This window comes from Saccharopolyspora thermophila, assembly GCF_014646075.1.
Lineage (GTDB): Bacteria > Actinomycetota > Actinomycetes > Mycobacteriales > Pseudonocardiaceae > Saccharopolyspora > Saccharopolyspora thermophila.
Map to the genome: position 1 here is coordinate 391,332 of NZ_BMMT01000002.1, position 14,156 is coordinate 405,487.

The 14,156-nt window shown below is 73.3% G+C and carries 14 protein-coding genes; 11 read left to right on the forward strand and 3 right to left on the reverse strand.

From position 1 onward, the window contains the following. The first annotated feature begins 126 nt into the window (after positions 1-126). The 3 genes from nadA to nadC are packed head-to-tail and all read left to right on the forward strand — an operon-like array spanning position 127 to position 3,589. The gene (gene nadA, locus IEY17_RS05235; RefSeq protein WP_188986005.1) at positions 127-1,143 is read left to right on the forward strand and encodes a quinolinate synthase NadA; all 1,017 of its coding nucleotides are present in this window, start codon (positions 127-129) and stop codon (positions 1,141-1,143) included. Continuing rightward, positions 1,140-2,744 carry an L-aspartate oxidase gene (locus IEY17_RS05240; RefSeq protein ID WP_188986007.1) on the forward strand — a complete coding sequence of 535 codons (1,605 nt, stop codon included), beginning with the start codon at positions 1,140-1,142 and terminating at the stop codon, positions 2,742-2,744. The genes nadA and IEY17_RS05240 overlap by 4 nt, the downstream gene beginning before the upstream one ends. Further along, positions 2,741-3,589, forward strand: coding sequence for a carboxylating nicotinate-nucleotide diphosphorylase (gene nadC / locus IEY17_RS05245; RefSeq protein ID WP_188986009.1), 849 nt, complete (start codon positions 2,741-2,743; stop codon positions 3,587-3,589). The genes IEY17_RS05240 and nadC overlap by 4 nt, the downstream gene beginning before the upstream one ends. Before the next feature lie 146 nt (positions 3,590-3,735). Here nadC and IEY17_RS05250 read toward each other — a convergent pair whose 3' ends face one another. Then, positions 3,736-4,527, reverse strand: coding sequence for a carbon-nitrogen hydrolase family protein (locus IEY17_RS05250; protein WP_188986011.1), 792 nt, complete (start codon positions 4,525-4,527; stop codon positions 3,736-3,738). Between the two features lie 70 nt (positions 4,528-4,597). Between IEY17_RS05250 and IEY17_RS05255 the strand changes: the two genes are divergently transcribed. Continuing rightward, positions 4,598-5,224 carry a GntR family transcriptional regulator gene (locus IEY17_RS05255; RefSeq protein WP_188986013.1) on the forward strand — a complete coding sequence of 209 codons (627 nt, stop codon included), beginning with the start codon at positions 4,598-4,600 and terminating at the stop codon, positions 5,222-5,224. A gap of 125 nt (positions 5,225-5,349) precedes the next feature. Here IEY17_RS05255 and IEY17_RS05260 read toward each other — a convergent pair whose 3' ends face one another. Continuing rightward, a complete protein-coding gene (locus IEY17_RS05260; RefSeq protein WP_188986015.1) occupies positions 5,350-6,642 on the reverse strand; it encodes an MFS transporter in 1,293 nt (430 codons plus the stop codon). 107 nt (positions 6,643-6,749) lie between these two features. Here IEY17_RS05260 and IEY17_RS05265 point away from each other — a divergent pair, with 107 nt between their 5' ends. From IEY17_RS05265 to IEY17_RS05295, 7 genes are all read left to right on the forward strand, one after another. Further along, on the forward strand, positions 6,750-7,427 hold the full coding sequence (locus IEY17_RS05265; protein ID WP_229679881.1) for a DUF2848 domain-containing protein: 678 nt from the start codon (positions 6,750-6,752) through the stop codon (positions 7,425-7,427). Between the two features lie 121 nt (positions 7,428-7,548). Continuing rightward, entirely contained in the window at positions 7,549-9,138 is a 1,590-nt protein-coding gene (locus IEY17_RS05270) for an ABC transporter substrate-binding protein (RefSeq protein WP_188986019.1), read from the forward strand. After that, positions 9,135-10,109 carry an ABC transporter permease gene (locus tag IEY17_RS05275; protein ID WP_188986021.1) on the forward strand — a complete coding sequence of 325 codons (975 nt, stop codon included), beginning with the start codon at positions 9,135-9,137 and terminating at the stop codon, positions 10,107-10,109. Before IEY17_RS05270 ends, IEY17_RS05275 begins: the two co-directional genes overlap by 4 nt. Beyond that, positions 10,102-10,983, forward strand: a complete 882-nt coding sequence (locus IEY17_RS05280) for an ABC transporter permease (protein WP_188986023.1) — start codon at positions 10,102-10,104, stop codon at positions 10,981-10,983. Before IEY17_RS05275 ends, IEY17_RS05280 begins: the two co-directional genes overlap by 8 nt. Then, entirely contained in the window at positions 10,980-11,936 is a 957-nt protein-coding gene (locus IEY17_RS05285; protein WP_188986025.1) for an ABC transporter ATP-binding protein, read from the forward strand. The genes IEY17_RS05280 and IEY17_RS05285 overlap by 4 nt, the downstream gene beginning before the upstream one ends. After that, the gene (locus tag IEY17_RS05290) at positions 11,930-12,574 is read left to right on the forward strand and encodes an ABC transporter ATP-binding protein (RefSeq protein WP_188986027.1); all 645 of its coding nucleotides are present in this window, start codon (positions 11,930-11,932) and stop codon (positions 12,572-12,574) included. The genes IEY17_RS05285 and IEY17_RS05290 overlap by 7 nt, the downstream gene beginning before the upstream one ends. A 63-nt stretch (positions 12,575-12,637) precedes the next feature. Further along, positions 12,638-12,796 carry a hypothetical protein gene (locus IEY17_RS05295; RefSeq protein ID WP_188986029.1) on the forward strand — a complete coding sequence of 53 codons (159 nt, stop codon included), beginning with the start codon at positions 12,638-12,640 and terminating at the stop codon, positions 12,794-12,796. Positions 12,797-12,854: 58 nt separating this feature from the next. Here the strand turns inward: IEY17_RS05295 and IEY17_RS05300 are convergent, their stop codons facing one another. Then, on the reverse strand, positions 12,855-14,150 hold the full coding sequence (locus tag IEY17_RS05300; RefSeq protein WP_188986031.1) for a hemolysin family protein: 1,296 nt from the start codon (positions 14,148-14,150) through the stop codon (positions 12,855-12,857). Positions 14,151-14,156 lie beyond the last annotated feature (6 nt).

A 14,156-nucleotide genomic window follows, 5' to 3' on the forward strand; every position in this document is an offset into this window, starting at 1 on the left:
GGGAGCATGATCCGGGGTGCGCCGGGCTACCGGGCGGCGCGGCCGGCGGCTGACGGGAGCGGAGGGTGCGCGCCCCCGGCTCGCGGCCGACCGGGCGCGGACGTCCCGCAAGAGCAGGAGGACGACATGGCTGCGACTGCGACGTGGGAGCGGACCGACGCCGGTTACGTCGGCGTCGAGCCGACCGCCGACTGGGCGCGTGAGGTGCGCAGGCTGGCCGACGAGCGGGACGCGGTGCTACTGGCGCACAACTACCAGCTGCCGGAGATCCAGGACGTCGCCGACCACACGGGCGACTCGCTGGCGCTGAGCCGGATCGCGGCGAACAGCAAGGCCAGCACGATCGTCTTCTGCGGCGTGCACTTCATGGCCGAGACGGCCAAGATCCTCAGCCCGGACAAGACGGTGCTCATCCCGGACGCGCGGGCGGGATGCTCGCTGGCCGACTCCATCACCGCCGAGCAGCTGCGCGAGTGGAAGGCCCAGCACCCGGGCGCGGTGGTGGTCTCCTACGTCAACACCACCGCCGAGGTGAAGGCCGAGACCGACATCTGCTGCACCTCCTCCAACGCGGTCGACGTGGTGCGTTCCATCCCGGCGGATCGCGAGGTGCTGTTCGGTCCCGACCAGTTCCTCGGCGCGCACGTCAAGCGCGAGACCGGGCGGGAGAACCTGCACATCTGGGCCGGGGAGTGCCACGTGCACGCGGGCATCAACGGGCCGGAGCTCGCCGAGCGGGCGGCGGCCAACCCGGACGCCGACCTGTTCATCCACCCCGAGTGCGGGTGCGCCACCTCCGCGCTGTACCTGGCCGGGGAGGGCACCGTGGCCAAGGAGCGGGTGAAGATCCTGTCCACCGGCGACATGCTGCACGCGGCACGGGAGACCGGGGCGCGGTCGGTGCTGGTGGCCACCGAGGTCGGCATGCTGCACCAGCTGCGCCGCGCCGCCCCGGAGATCGACTTCCGCGCGGTCAACGACCGCGCCTCCTGCCGGTACATGAAGATGATCACCCCGGCGGCGCTGCTGCGCTGCCTGCGTGAGGGCGCCGACGAGGTTAACGTGCCCGCCGACGTCGCGGAGCGGGCGCGCGCCTCGGTGGAGCGGATGATCGCCATCGGCAAGCCCGGGGGCGGCGAATGAGCTGGGAGGCCGGTGCGGACCTGCTGGTGATCGGCACCGGTGTGGCGGGGCTGACCGCGGCCGTGCGGGCGCGGGAGCTGGGCCTGCGGGTGCTGGTGGTCAGCAAGGACTCCGCGTCGGCGGGCAACACCGGGTGGGCGCAGGGCGGTATCGCCGTGGTCCGGCCCGACGAGGCGGACCCGGGTGACGACCTGCGCCGGCACGTCGAGGACACGGTGATCGCCGGGGCGGGCCTGTGCTCGCGGCCCGCGGTGCAGGAGATCCTCGCCGGTGGCGCCGCCGCGATCGCGCGGCTGCGCGCCGCCGGGGCCCGGTTCGACGTGGGAGCCGACGGGGCGCTGGCGCGGACCCGCGAGGGCGGGCACAGCGCGTTCCGGGTGATCCACGCGGGTGGGGACGCAACCGGTGCGGAGGTGCAGCGCGCGCTGGTCGACGCGGTGCGCGGCGGCGGAATTCCGGTGCTGGAGCAGCACTGCGTGGTGGAGCTGTTGCGCGGCGACAGCGGCGCCGTGGTGGGCGCGTTGGCGCTGGATGGCGAGAACCGCCCGGGCGTGCTGCATGCTCCGGCGGTGCTGCTGGCCACCGGCGGTCTCGGCCAGCTCTACGCGGCCACCACCAATCCCGAGGTGTCCACAGCGGACGGTGTCGCGCTGGCGCTGCGAGCCGGGGCCTCCGTGGCCGATCTGGAGTTCGTCCAGTTCCACCCGACAGTGCTGTACACGCCGGGCGGGCCGCGCGGGCGCCGCCCGCTGATCACCGAAGCGGTGCGCGGCGAAGGCGCGGTGCTGGTGGACGTGCGCGGACGACGCGTCATGGCGGGCGAGCACCCGCTGGCCGACCTCGCGCCGCGCGACGTCGTGTCGGCGGCGATCAACCGGCGGGCCGCGGAAACTGGTGCGGAGCACGTGTTCCTGGACGCCACCGGCATCGGGGCGCGGTTCGCCGAGCGGTTCCCGACGGTGTACGCGGCGTGCCAAGCGGCCGGGATCGACCCGGTACGGGACCCGATCCCGGTGGCCAGCGCCGCGCACTACTCCTGCGGCGGTGTGGTGTCCACTGTGGATGGACGTACGGCGGTGACCGGCCTGTACGCCGCCGGAGAAGTCGCCTGCACCGGTCTGCACGGCGCCAACCGGCTGGCGTCCAACAGCCTGCTGGAGGGCCTGGTCGTCGGGCAGCGCGCGGCCGAGGCGGTCGCCAAGGACCTCGGCTGCGGTCTGCTGAGCCGCCGGGCCTGCGGGGACCCGGTCCAGCCCGCGTTGGCCGTCGTGGACCGCGACCTGCTGCAGCGCACCATGAGCCGCCACGTCGGCATCGGACGCGACGAGCGGGGGCTGGCCCAGGCGGCGCGGACCCTGGACCAGGCCGCGGTCGTCCGCCGGCTGGAAACCCGGCAGGCGGTCGAGGACGCCTCGCTCGCGCTGACCGCGCAGGCGCTCATCGCCGCGGCCCGGCAGCGCGCCGAGTCCCGCGGCTGCCACCGCAGGACGGACTACCCGGACACCGATGACCTGCACTGGCGGCGCAGCACGGTGCTCCGGCTGGACGCCTCGGGGTGGTTGGTCCACACCGCGGCGGGGATTGCGAGGACGGCGGCATGACGATCGACCTGAGCGAAGCCCGCGACGTCGTGCGCGCGGCGCTGGCGGAGGACCTGCGCTACGGGCCGGACGCCACGACCGAGGCCACGGTCCCGGCCCATGCGGTCGCCGAGGCGGCGTTCAACACCCGCCGGGCCGGGGTCGTCGCGGGACTGCCGCTGGTGCGGCTGGTGCTGGACGAGGTGCTGGGCGCGGACGCCTACGCGGTGCTGTCCGAGCGCGCCGACGGCGACGCGATCGAGCCGGGCGACTGCGTGCTGCGGGTGAAGGCACCGGTCCGCGGCCTGCTCACGGCGGAGCGGACGGCGCTGAACCTGCTCTGCCACCTGTCGGGTATCGCCACCGCCACCGCGCAGTGGGTGCGGGCGGTGGCCGGGACCGGCTGCCGCATCCGCGACAGCCGCAAGACGCTGCCCGGGCTGCGGGTGCTGCAGAAGTACGCGGTGCGCTGCGGCGGCGGGGTCAACCACCGGATGGGCCTGGGCGACGCGGTGCTGATCAAGGACAACCACGTCGTGGCGGCGGGTTCGGTGGTGGCGGCGGTGCGGGCCTGCCGCGCGCACGCACCGCAGCTCCCGATGGAGGTCGAGGTGTCCACACTGGACGAGCTCGATGCGGTGCTGGGCGAGGGCGTCGAACTGGTCCTGTTGGACAACTTCACCCCGGAGCAGTGCGCCGAGGCGGTCCGCCGGGTCCGCGAGACGTCTCCGGCCACGGAACTGGAAGCCTCCGGCGGCCTGACCCTCGACGTGGCCCGCGCCTACGCCGAAACGGGCGTGCAGTACCTGGCGGTCGGCGGCCTCACCCACTCGGCCCCAGCCCTGGACCTCGGTCTGGACATGTAGTCACTCCGTGGCACGAGGCTCTGGATGGGCGGTCCGGGCTTCGGGCGAGTTCGTCGACCCTCATCGGCCGAACCGGTGCAGGTGCTCACGGGCACGCCCGATGCCGGATCACGCCGCGCGTGCCCCGCGAGCAGTTCCTCCGGGTGTCAGAAGCGGCGGTTGGCGAGTACCGGGATCGCCTGGCGGGCCTGGGCCACGACCTCCGGGTCCAGGTCGACCACGAGCACGTCCGGTGCGTCCGCGAGCTGCGCGTGGACCTGGCCCGTCGGGCTGGCCACGAGGCTGTGGCCGATGCCAGTGGGGGCCCTGCCGCTGGGTTCCCGGCCGACGCTGCGCGGATCGGCCTGGCCGCAGGCCACCACCCACGACGTGGAGTCCAGCGCGCGGGCGCGCACCAGCAGCTCCCACTGCTCGCGCTTGCCCTCGCCGGAACCCCAGGATGCGGCGGTGACGATCACCGTCGCACCCCGGTCGGCCAGCGTCGTGTACAGGCCGGGGAAGCGCACGTCGTAGCAGGTCGCCACGCCGATCCTGGTGCCGGCGAGGTCGACCGTGACCGGTTCCGAGCCGGGCGCGACGGTGCGCGACTCGGTGAAGCCGAAGGCGTCGAAGAGGTGAATCTTGTCGTAACTGGTGTCCAGGCCGCGGCCGGTGATCAGCAGCGTGTTGACGACCCGGCCGTCGTCGGCGGGCGTGAACATGCCCGCCATCACGGCGATTCCCGCCTCGTCGGCCAGTCGCCGCACCTCGGTCGCCCACGGACCGTCCAGCGGCTCGGCCACCGGTTCCAGTTTGATCCCGAAGCAGGCCATCGTCGCCTCCGGGAACACCGCGAGGTCGGCGCCCGCCTCGGCGGCCCGGCGTACGCCGTCGGCGACCAGTTCCAGGTTCGCCTTGGGATCGGGGCCGGACACGATCTGGCACAGGGTAATCCGCATAACCGCAACCATCCTTCGCTCACCCGTTACGATGCTTGTATACCAGCGATATGCAAGCAGGGGGTCCTCGGTGCCGTCCGGACGCGAACTGGCTTACGACCATCTCAAGGACACGGTCCTCAGCGACCCCGCCATGCAGGGGCAGTTCGTCAACGAGCAGGCGCTCGCCGACGAGATCGGGGTGTCGCGTACCCCGATCCGCGAGGCCCTCCTGCTGCTGGCCGCCGAGGACCTGGTGCAGCTGGTTCCCAAGCGGGGCGCCTACATCGCGCCGGTCAGTGGCCGGGAGATCCGCGAACTGTTCGAGATCCGCGGCATGATCGAGTGCTACGCGGCGCGCCGCACGGTCGAACTGGGCGTCGTGCCGGTGGCCCAGATGCGCGCCGAGCTGGCCGGTCAGCGCGACCTGACCGGCGAGGACCAGGCCCGGGCGTTCATCGACTGCGACCACCGGTTCCACTCCGCCCTGGTCCGCGCCGTCGGCAACGACATGCTCGCCAAGAGCTACGACGCCCTGCGCGCCCGGCAGATTCGCGCGGGCATCGTCGCCCTGTTTCGCGCGGCCGGGCGGCGTAAGGCGGTGCTCGTCGAGCACGAGGCGATCGTGGACGCGCTCGCGGACGCCGACGCGGAGGCCGCGGTCGCGGCGATCAACGCGCACCTCGCCGCCACACAACAGGTCCTGCTCCAGGGCTGACACCGGCCCGGCGTGCAGAACGAACGCCGGCCGGGCGATCCCAGATTCAGGCAGACTTGCTAGCCCGCTCCGGTGGGAATGTGAGGGGCTGTGCCGGGGTGGGACGTTCGGGCGGGGGTGGGAGGTCATGGCGCGGCCGTGCGGCCCATGGCCAGGCCGACGAGGGTCACCGCGCACGCCGCCGCGAGGTAGCAGGCCGGTGCCACCCAGGTGCCGAAGGACGCGAACAGGGACGTGAACAGCAGCGGTGCCAGCGCGCCGCCGATGACGCCCGCCAGCGTGTAGGCCAGCGATGACCCGGTGGACCGGAGCGCGGTGCTGAACTGCTCGGACACGAACGCCGCCTGCGGCCCGTACATCAGCGCGTGCCAGACCAGCCCGATCACCACGCCGGCGACCAGCATCGGCGCCGAGCCGCCGGCCACCAGCGGGAAGAACACGAACGGCCACACGCCCGCGCCGACTGCGCCCGCGGTGTAGACGCGGCGCCGGCCCAGCCGGTCGGACAGTGCCCCGGCCAGCGGCATCAGCACCAGCTGCAACGCCGAACCGAGCATGACGCCGGTGACGGCCCAGCTCTTCGGCATGCCCAGTTGCTGGGTGGCGTAGGTCAGCACGAAGACGGTGAACAGCGCGTACAGGACGTCGGGGCCGACGCGCGACAGGATGCCGGCCACCAGCGCGCGCGGCTCGCGGGTGAAGACCTCCCGTACCGGCGCACCGGCCTGCTCGCCCCTGTCCCGCAGCTCCTTGAAGACCGGGGTCTCCTCCAGCTTCACCCGAATCCACAGGCCGAACAGCACCAGCACCGCGGACAGCAGGAACGCCACCCGCCAGCCCCAGGACAGGAACTGCTCCTGGGTGAGCAGCGTGGCCAGCGCCGCGAGCACACCGTTGGCCAGCAGGTTGCCCGCCGGCGGGCCGATCTGCGCCGCGGAGGCCCAGAAGCCACGGTGCCGGTCGCTGCCGAACTCGCTGGACAGCAGCACCGCGCCGCCCCATTCGCCGCCGATGCCGACGCCCTGCGCGAATCGCAGGACCACCAGCAGTACCGCACCCAGTGCGCCGACCTGGCCGTGCGTCGGCAGGAGTCCGATGAGGACGGTCGAGATGCCGGTGAGCAGCAGGGTGATCACCAGCACCTGCTTGCGGCCGAGCACGTCGCCGAGGCGGCCGAACACGAAGCCGCCGAGCGGGCGGGAGACGTAGCCGACGGCGTAGGTGGAGAAGGCCAGCAGCGTGCCGGACAGCGGGTCGTGGCTGGGGAAGAACAGCTGGCCGAACACCAGCGCGGACGCCGCGGAGTAGGCGGCGAAGTCGTACCACTCGAGCGAGGTGCCGCTGAGGCTGGCGACGAATGCCTTCACCAGGTCCTTGCGAGCCGGGCGGGCCGCCGCGGTGGGGGGAGCTTGGGTCATCGGCGTGGTCCTTGTCCTACCGGAGGTTCTGTGCTGGGTGGGTGCCGAGCACCGGGCCAGTGTGATACCAAATGTATACAACAGGTATGCGGATGTGGGAGGGCATTGTGTTTCCACTGCGTTTCGATGTCAACGGCGAGATCGTCGAGGTCGCCGTGACGACGCTGCTCAACGCGGGCTACGCGGGGCGCAGCCAGGAGGACGTCGCCGCGCACGTCGCCGAACTGGCCGAGCTCGGCGTGCCGGCGCCCACCCACACGCCCTGCCTGTACCCGGTCGCGCCGTACCTGGCGATGCAGTCCGCCGAGGTGCCGGTCCAGCACGGCCGCACGTCCGGTGAGGCCGAGTGGGCGTTGGTCGTGGCCGGTCCCGACGAGCGCGACCTGCTGCTCACGGTGGCCTGCGACCACACCGACCGCGCACTGGAGGTGCACGGCGTCGCGTGGAGCAAGCAGGCCGGGCCGGACGTGCTGGGCGAGCGGGCCTGGCGGCTGGTCGACGTCGCGGACCGGATCGACGAGCTGACGCTGACCGCCTGGGCCGGGGGTGCGCAGATCCAGCACGGCACGCTGGCCGAACTGCTGACCCCGCAGTACTGGCTGGACGAGCTGCGCGACCGCGGCCTGCTCCAGCCGGGCACGGTGCTGCTGTCCGGCACGATCCCGATGGACGCCGCGGTCGACCAGTTCGCGGATCGCTGGCGGGTGGAGCTCGGCGACCCGAAGACCGGCGCGACCATCGCGTGCGAGTACGCGGTGCGCCGGATGCCCGAACCCGTCGAATGACCCCTGCCCGGGCGAGGTCTGACGGCGCCTGCACCGCGGGGCAACGCCGCCGTTCCCCGGTTGCGGCGAGCACGATCTCAGCTTGTTGAGAAAAACTTGCAGTTGCATTTATCTTACAGGAATGCTGAATCGTCGTGGTCTGCTCGTCGCCGTCCCCGTCGCGTTGGGCCTGCTCGGGGCCGGGTGCGCCGCCCCCAGCTCGCCGGGCGGGGGCGATCCGGGATCGATGCTGCTCGCCGACGGCTACGAACCGGACAGCCTGAACCCGCTGCTCGGCTACGGCCAGGAGGGCGCGGCCAAGTTCTACGATGGGCTGCTCGCCTTCGACGGCCGGTCCGCCCTGCGCCCCGCGCTGGCCGCCGAGCAGCCGCAGGCATCCCCGGACGCCCGGACCTGGACGGTCCGGCTCCGCGACGGAGTCCGGTTCCACGACGGCACGCCGTTCGACGCCGACGACGTGGTGGCGACCTACCGCGCGGCCATCGACCCCGCCTACGCGTCCACGGTCAGCTCCGACTTCGACATGCTCGCCGACGTGCAGGCCCTCGACCCGCGCACCGTGCGGTTCGACCTGAAGATCCCGTACGCGGCGTGGCCATCGAAGCTGGTGCTGGGCATCGTGCCCGCCGAAAAACTGGCCCGGCCCGAACCGCAGGAGAACTCCGAGCTCAACACCCGGCCCGTGGGCACCGGGCCCTACAAGCTCGTCGACTGGCGCCGCGGCGACCAGATGACCTGGGAAGCCAACCCCGACTACTGGGGCGGCGCGCCCGCCATCAGCCGGATCACCGTGGTCTTCGCCAAGGACGACAACACCCGCGCCCAGCGGCTCGCCTCGGGCGAGTTCGACGGCACGGTGCTGCCGCCGGTGCTCGCCGAGAGCGTCGGCCGCGACGGCTACCGCACGGTGCACCACAGCACGGCGGACTTCCGCAGCATCGCCCTGCCCAACACCCACCCGGTCGCCGGTGACCGCGCCGTGCGGCTGGCGCTGAACCTGGCGGTCAACCGCGAGGGCATGATCCGGGCGCTGCTGGGCGGACACGGCAAGCCCGCGTACACGCCGATCCCGGAGTCGATGGGCGCCCACCACGAGCCCGCGGCCCGCTTCGACTTCGACCCGCGGCGCGCCGCCCGGGTCCTCGACGACGCCGGGTGGCGGGTCGGCGCGGACGGCATCCGCGAGCGCGGCGGCGTCCGCGCCCGCTTCACCGTGATGTACTTCGCCGACGACAGCCTGCGCAGGGACCTGGCCCGCGCCTTCGCCTCCGACGCGCAGGCCGTCGGCATCCAGGTCGACCTCGCCGGGGTGGACCGCTCGGCGGTACCGGGACGGCTGGCCACTGACGGGATCGTGCTCGGCGGCGGCAACCCGATGGACCCCGACCCGCAGTCCTACACCACCCTGCACTCCTCGGTGATCGGCACCGGCACCTACAACAACCCGGGCAGGTACCGCAACGCCGAGGTGGACGCCGCGCTCGACAGCGCCCGCCAGGAGCTCGACCCAGCCAGGCGCGCCGAGTACTACCGGCAGGCGCAGCGCGCCTACGTCGCCGACCCCGGCCTGGTGTACCTCGCCTTCATCGACCACAGCTACGTGATGCGCGAGGGCCGCTGGACCGGCTACCAGGCCCCCGTCGAGCCGCACACCCACGGCACCACGTGGGGCCCGTGGTGGAACGTCGAGACCTGGAAACCGCAGGCATGAGCCGCGCGATCGGCCGCCTGGTGCTGCGGCGGCTCGGGTTCGCGGTCCCGGTGCTGGTGGTCGTGGCGCTCGGGGTCTTTCTGCTCGCCGCGGCCTCCCCGTTCGATCCGATCCACCAGTACTACGGCGTGCGGCTCTACGGGGCCTCGGACGCCGACATCGCGGCCGTGCGGGCGCGGCTCGGCCTCGACGACCCCGTGCTGCTGCAGTTCTGGCACTGGCTGACCGGGGTGGTCGGCGGCGACCTCGGGGTGTCCCGCTCGTTCCGGCAACCGGTCGCGCAGGTGGTCGCCGAGCGGCTGCCGTGGACGGTGCTGCTGGCCGCGACCGGCCTGGTCCTCGCGGTGCTGCTCGCGCTGGTGCTGGGCACGGTCGCCGCCTGGCGGCAGGGCGGCTGGCTCGACCGGTTCGTCACCGCCCTCGGCCACGCCCTGGAGGGTGTGCCGCCGTTCGTGCTCGCGCTGCTGTCCATCGCGGTGTTCGCGCTGGGTCTGCGCTGGCTGCCGGTGGCGGGGCTGACCGACGCCGGCGCCGCGGTGTCGTTCGGGCAGGTCGCCGAGCACCTCCTGCTGCCCGCGCTGGTGCTGGGCATCTCGCAGTCGCCGTGGCTGGTGCTGCACGTGCGGCAGTCGATGCTGACCTCGCTGGCGGAGGACCACGTGACCGGGGCGCGGGCGCGCGGGCTCGCCGAGCCCGTCGTCGTGCTGCGGCACGCGCTGCCGACCGCGCTGCTGCCGTTCGTGACGCTGATCGGTGCGCGCGTGCCGGAACTGGTCACCGGTGCGGTGCTGGTCGAGGAGGTCTTCTCCTGGCCGGGCGTGGCCGCTGCCGTGGTGACCGCCGCGACGGCGGTGGACTACCCGCTGCTCGCGGTGCTGACGCTGGTCGCCACCGCTGCGGTGCTGGTCGGCTCGCTGCTGGCGGACATCGCCGCCGTCCTGCTCGACCCGAGGGTGGCCGCCGATGGTTGAGCTCACCTGGCGGGACGCGGGGCGCCGCCGCGCCGGAACCGCACCGGGCGCCGCCGGGCGGGCACGCGCGAGGCTGTGGAGTTCGCTGGGGGTCCTCGCCGCGCTGGTGCTCGCCGCCGTCGCGGTTCCGGCGCTGGTCGGCGGCGAGTCGGTGCGCTACGACTCGATCCGGCTGCCACCCGGCCCGGCGCACCCCTTCGGCACCGACTCCGGCGGCCGCGACCTGCTCGTCCAGTCGCTGGCCGGGCTGCGGATCTCCCTGCTGGTGGCCGCAACCAGCGCGTTGGTGTCCACTGTGCTCGGTTCGCTGGTGGGGGCGGTCGCGGGCGCCCTCGGGGGCTGGCCCGACCGGCTGCTCATGCGGCTGGTGGACACCGTCAACTCGGTGCCGCACCTGCTGCTGGGCATCGTGATCGTCGCCCTGTACCGCGGCAGCCTGCCCGCGGTGGTGCTGTCTATCGCCCTGACGCACTGGACGACGGTGGCCCGCATCGTGCGCTCCGAGGTGCTGTCGCTGCGGCAGCGGCCGTACGTGGACGCGGCGATCGCCGGCGGCTCGTCGCGGTGGCGAATCCTCGTCCGGCACCTGCTGCCCGCGGTGGTGCCGCAGGCGGCGCTGTCGGCCGTGCTGCTGGTGCCGCACGCGGTCTGGCACGAGACGGCGCTCAGCTTCCTCGGCCTCGGCCTGCCGCCGCACCTGGCGAGCATCGGCACCATCCTCGGCGACGGCCGCGAGGCGGTACTGCTCGGCGCGTGGTGGATCGTGCTGTTCCCGTCCGTGCTGCTGGTGGTGACGACGTTGGCGGTGTCCGGGCTGGCCGCGACCTGGCGGGACCGGGTCGTGCCCCGAAGGCGATCGGAGTTGGCGCTGTGAGCGGAGTACTGCTGGAACTCGACCGGCTGTCCGTGCGGTTCCTGCTGGGCCGTGACGCGGAGGTGCGCGCGGTGACCGACGCGACGCTGCACCTGCGGCCCGGCCGGGTGCTGGCGCTGGTGGGCGAGTCCGGGTGTGGCAAGTCGGTGCTGGCCTCGGCGCTGCTGGGGCTGCTGCCCGGCAACGCCCAGGTGCGCGGGAAGGCGTTGCTGCACAACGGAACCGAGCAGGAAATCGAGCTGCTGTCGGCGCCCGAACCGGTGCTGGCCGGGCAGGTCCGCGGGCGGCTGGTCGGCCTCGTGCCGCAGTCGGCGGCCACCCACCTGACCCCGGTGCGCACCGCGCGCAGCCAGCTTGTCGAGGCGATCCGCGCGCTGGACGGTCCGGCCGGTGCCGACGAACTCGCCGAACGGGTCGGCCTGGACCCCGCCGACCTGGACCGGTATCCGCACGAACTGTCCGGCGGGATGGCGCAGCGCGTCGCCGTGGCGCTGGCCCTGGCCGGCGACCCGCGGGTCGTGCTCGCCGACGAACCCACCACCGGCCTGGACCGGCCGCTGGTGCACCGCACCGTCGACCTGCTCGCCGACACCGCCACCGCCGACCGCGCGGTCCTGCTGATCACCCACGACCTGGCCGCGGCCCGGCGGGTCGCCACCGACATCGCGGTGATGTACGCCAGCCGCATCGTGGAGGCCGGGCCCGCCGCGGAGGTGCTCACCGACCCCTGGCACCCGTACACCGCGGGGCTGCTCGGCGCGCTGCCGGACGGCGGCTTCCGGCCGATCCCCGGGCACCCGCCCGACCTCACCGAACTCGCCCGCATCGAACAGGAGTGGGGCTGCGTGTTCTGCCAACGTTGTCCGGACGTCCCCGGGTTCGCGCCGTGCACGGGCGAACCCGAGCTGCTCGACCTCGGCGGCCGGTGGGTCGCCGCCCACCCGCCGTGCTGAGCGGCACCGGCCTGGTCGCCGGGTACCGCCGCGGCGCCCCGGTGCTCGACGGCGTGGACCTCGACGTGCCGGCCGGCGCCGTCGTCGGCCTGGCCGGGCCGAGCGGCTGCGGCAAGTCGACGCTGGCGCGGGTGCTCGGGCTGCTGCACGAGCCGTGGTCGGGGCGCGTGGTGCTGGACGGTGAACCGGTGACCCGCTTCCGGCACGCCACGCCCCGCGACCAGCGCACCGCCGTGGGCATCGTCTTCCAGCATCCCCGCCCCGCGGTTGACCCGCGCCTGACGCTGCGGCAGATCGTCGCCGAACCGCTGCGCGCCACCGGCCGCCCCGGCGACGTCGACGCCCTCGCCGACGAGGTCGGGCTGACCGCGGAGCTGCTGTCGCGGCGGCCGCACGAGGTCAGCGACGGGCAGCTGCAGCGGGCCTGCCTGGCGCGGGCGCTGGCGCTGCGGCCCCGGTACCTGATCTGCGACGAGATGACAGCGATGCTGGACGCGTCGACCACCGCGGCGTTGGTGCAGGTCGTGGACCGGCGGGTGCACGAGCAGGACACCGGGGTGCTGGCGATCAGCCACGACGAGGACCTGCTGGAGCACTGGGCGACGCACGTGGTGCGCCTGGGCGCCGGGGCGATGTGACATCGTGGGGCACGCGGTCGCGGGGGGACCGCCGGACAACACCGACGGATCGAGGAGTCGACGTTGAGCGAGGGCGAAGGCACCACCTTCATGCAGTGGCGGGAACGCGCCCAGTCCGAGGTCAGGCACGACCGCCCCAAGCTGCGCGCGTTGCTGATCAGCGCGGCGGCCGTTGTGGTCGTGGGCATCGTCGTGGGTGCGGTGGTCCTGCTGCTGTCCTGACCCGAGCGGGTCTCACCCGGCCGGATCCCGAACCCGGCCGAGTGAGAACCGGAACGAGTCACCCAGCCGGGGGTCGCTGCTGGTCGGCCAGCCTGGTGACCTGGAGGCGCGACACCCGGTGGCCGTCCATGGCGCGGACCGTGAAGCGGTGGCCCAGTGCCTCCAGCGAGTCGCCCTCCTGCGGAACCCGGCCCAGGCGGCTGACGAAGAACCCCGCCACCGTGTCGTAGGGCCCCTCGGGCAGCAGGATGCCGGTCTGCTGCTCGAAGTCGCTGCGGTGCAGCAGCCCGTCGGTCTCGAAGCTGCCGTCCGCCTTCGGCCGCACCGGCGCCGCGTTCGGGTCGTACTCGTCCCAGATCTCCCCGACGACCTCCTCCACCAGGTCCTCGACGGTGACGATGCCCGCCGTCCCGCCGTACTCGTCGACCACCACCGCCAGGTGCCCGCCGCGCCGCCGCATCAGCGACAGCGCCGCCAGCACTGGCTTGCTCGCCGGCAACGCCGTCACCGGCCGGGTCAGGTCACCGACGGTGCGCGCGTCGCGGCGGTTGGTCAGCAGATCCCGGACGTGAATGAAACCGACGACGTCGTCGGCGGTGTCGCGGATGACCGGGTACCGCGAGTGCGGCTTGTCGGTCACCTGGGCGATCGCCTCCTCCACCGTGGTGGTCCGGTCCAGGAAATCCACCTCGGTGCGCGGCACCATCACCTCGCCCAGCACCCGGTCGGTGGCGCGGAACGCGTCGCTGAGCAGCCGCCGCTCCTCGACGGTCAGCTGCTCGTTGGTGCGCACCATGTCCCGCAGCTCCTCCTCGCTGACCTTCTCCTCCCCGGCGCGCGGGTCGATGCCGATCAGCCGCACCACGGCGTCGGTGGACTTCGACAGCAACCAGATCAGCGGGCGCGACAGCGCCGCCAGCCGGTCCAGTACCCCGGCCGTGGCCAGCGCGACGCCCTCGGACTTCTGCAGCGCCAACCGCTTCGGCGCCAGCTCCCCGAGCACCAGCGACAAATACGAGACGAACAACGTCACCAGCACCAGTGCCAGCGACGCGGCCAGCCCGATCGGCAGGCCCCACCCGGCCAGCACCGGCTCCAGGCGCACCGCGATCGTCGCCCCGCCGTAGCTGGAGGCGAAGAACCCGGCAAAGGTCACGCCGATCTGCACCGCGGACAAGAACCGGTTGGAGTCGGCGCGCAGTCTGGCGACGCGGGCGCCGCGGCGGTCGCGGTCGGCGAGCTTGCGCACCTGGCTCTCGCGCAGCGACACCAGTGCGATCTCGGCGGCGGCGAAGTACCCGCCGAGCAACACGAACAGCAGGACCAGTGCCAGGTTCCAGGCAACGCCGTCCATACGCCG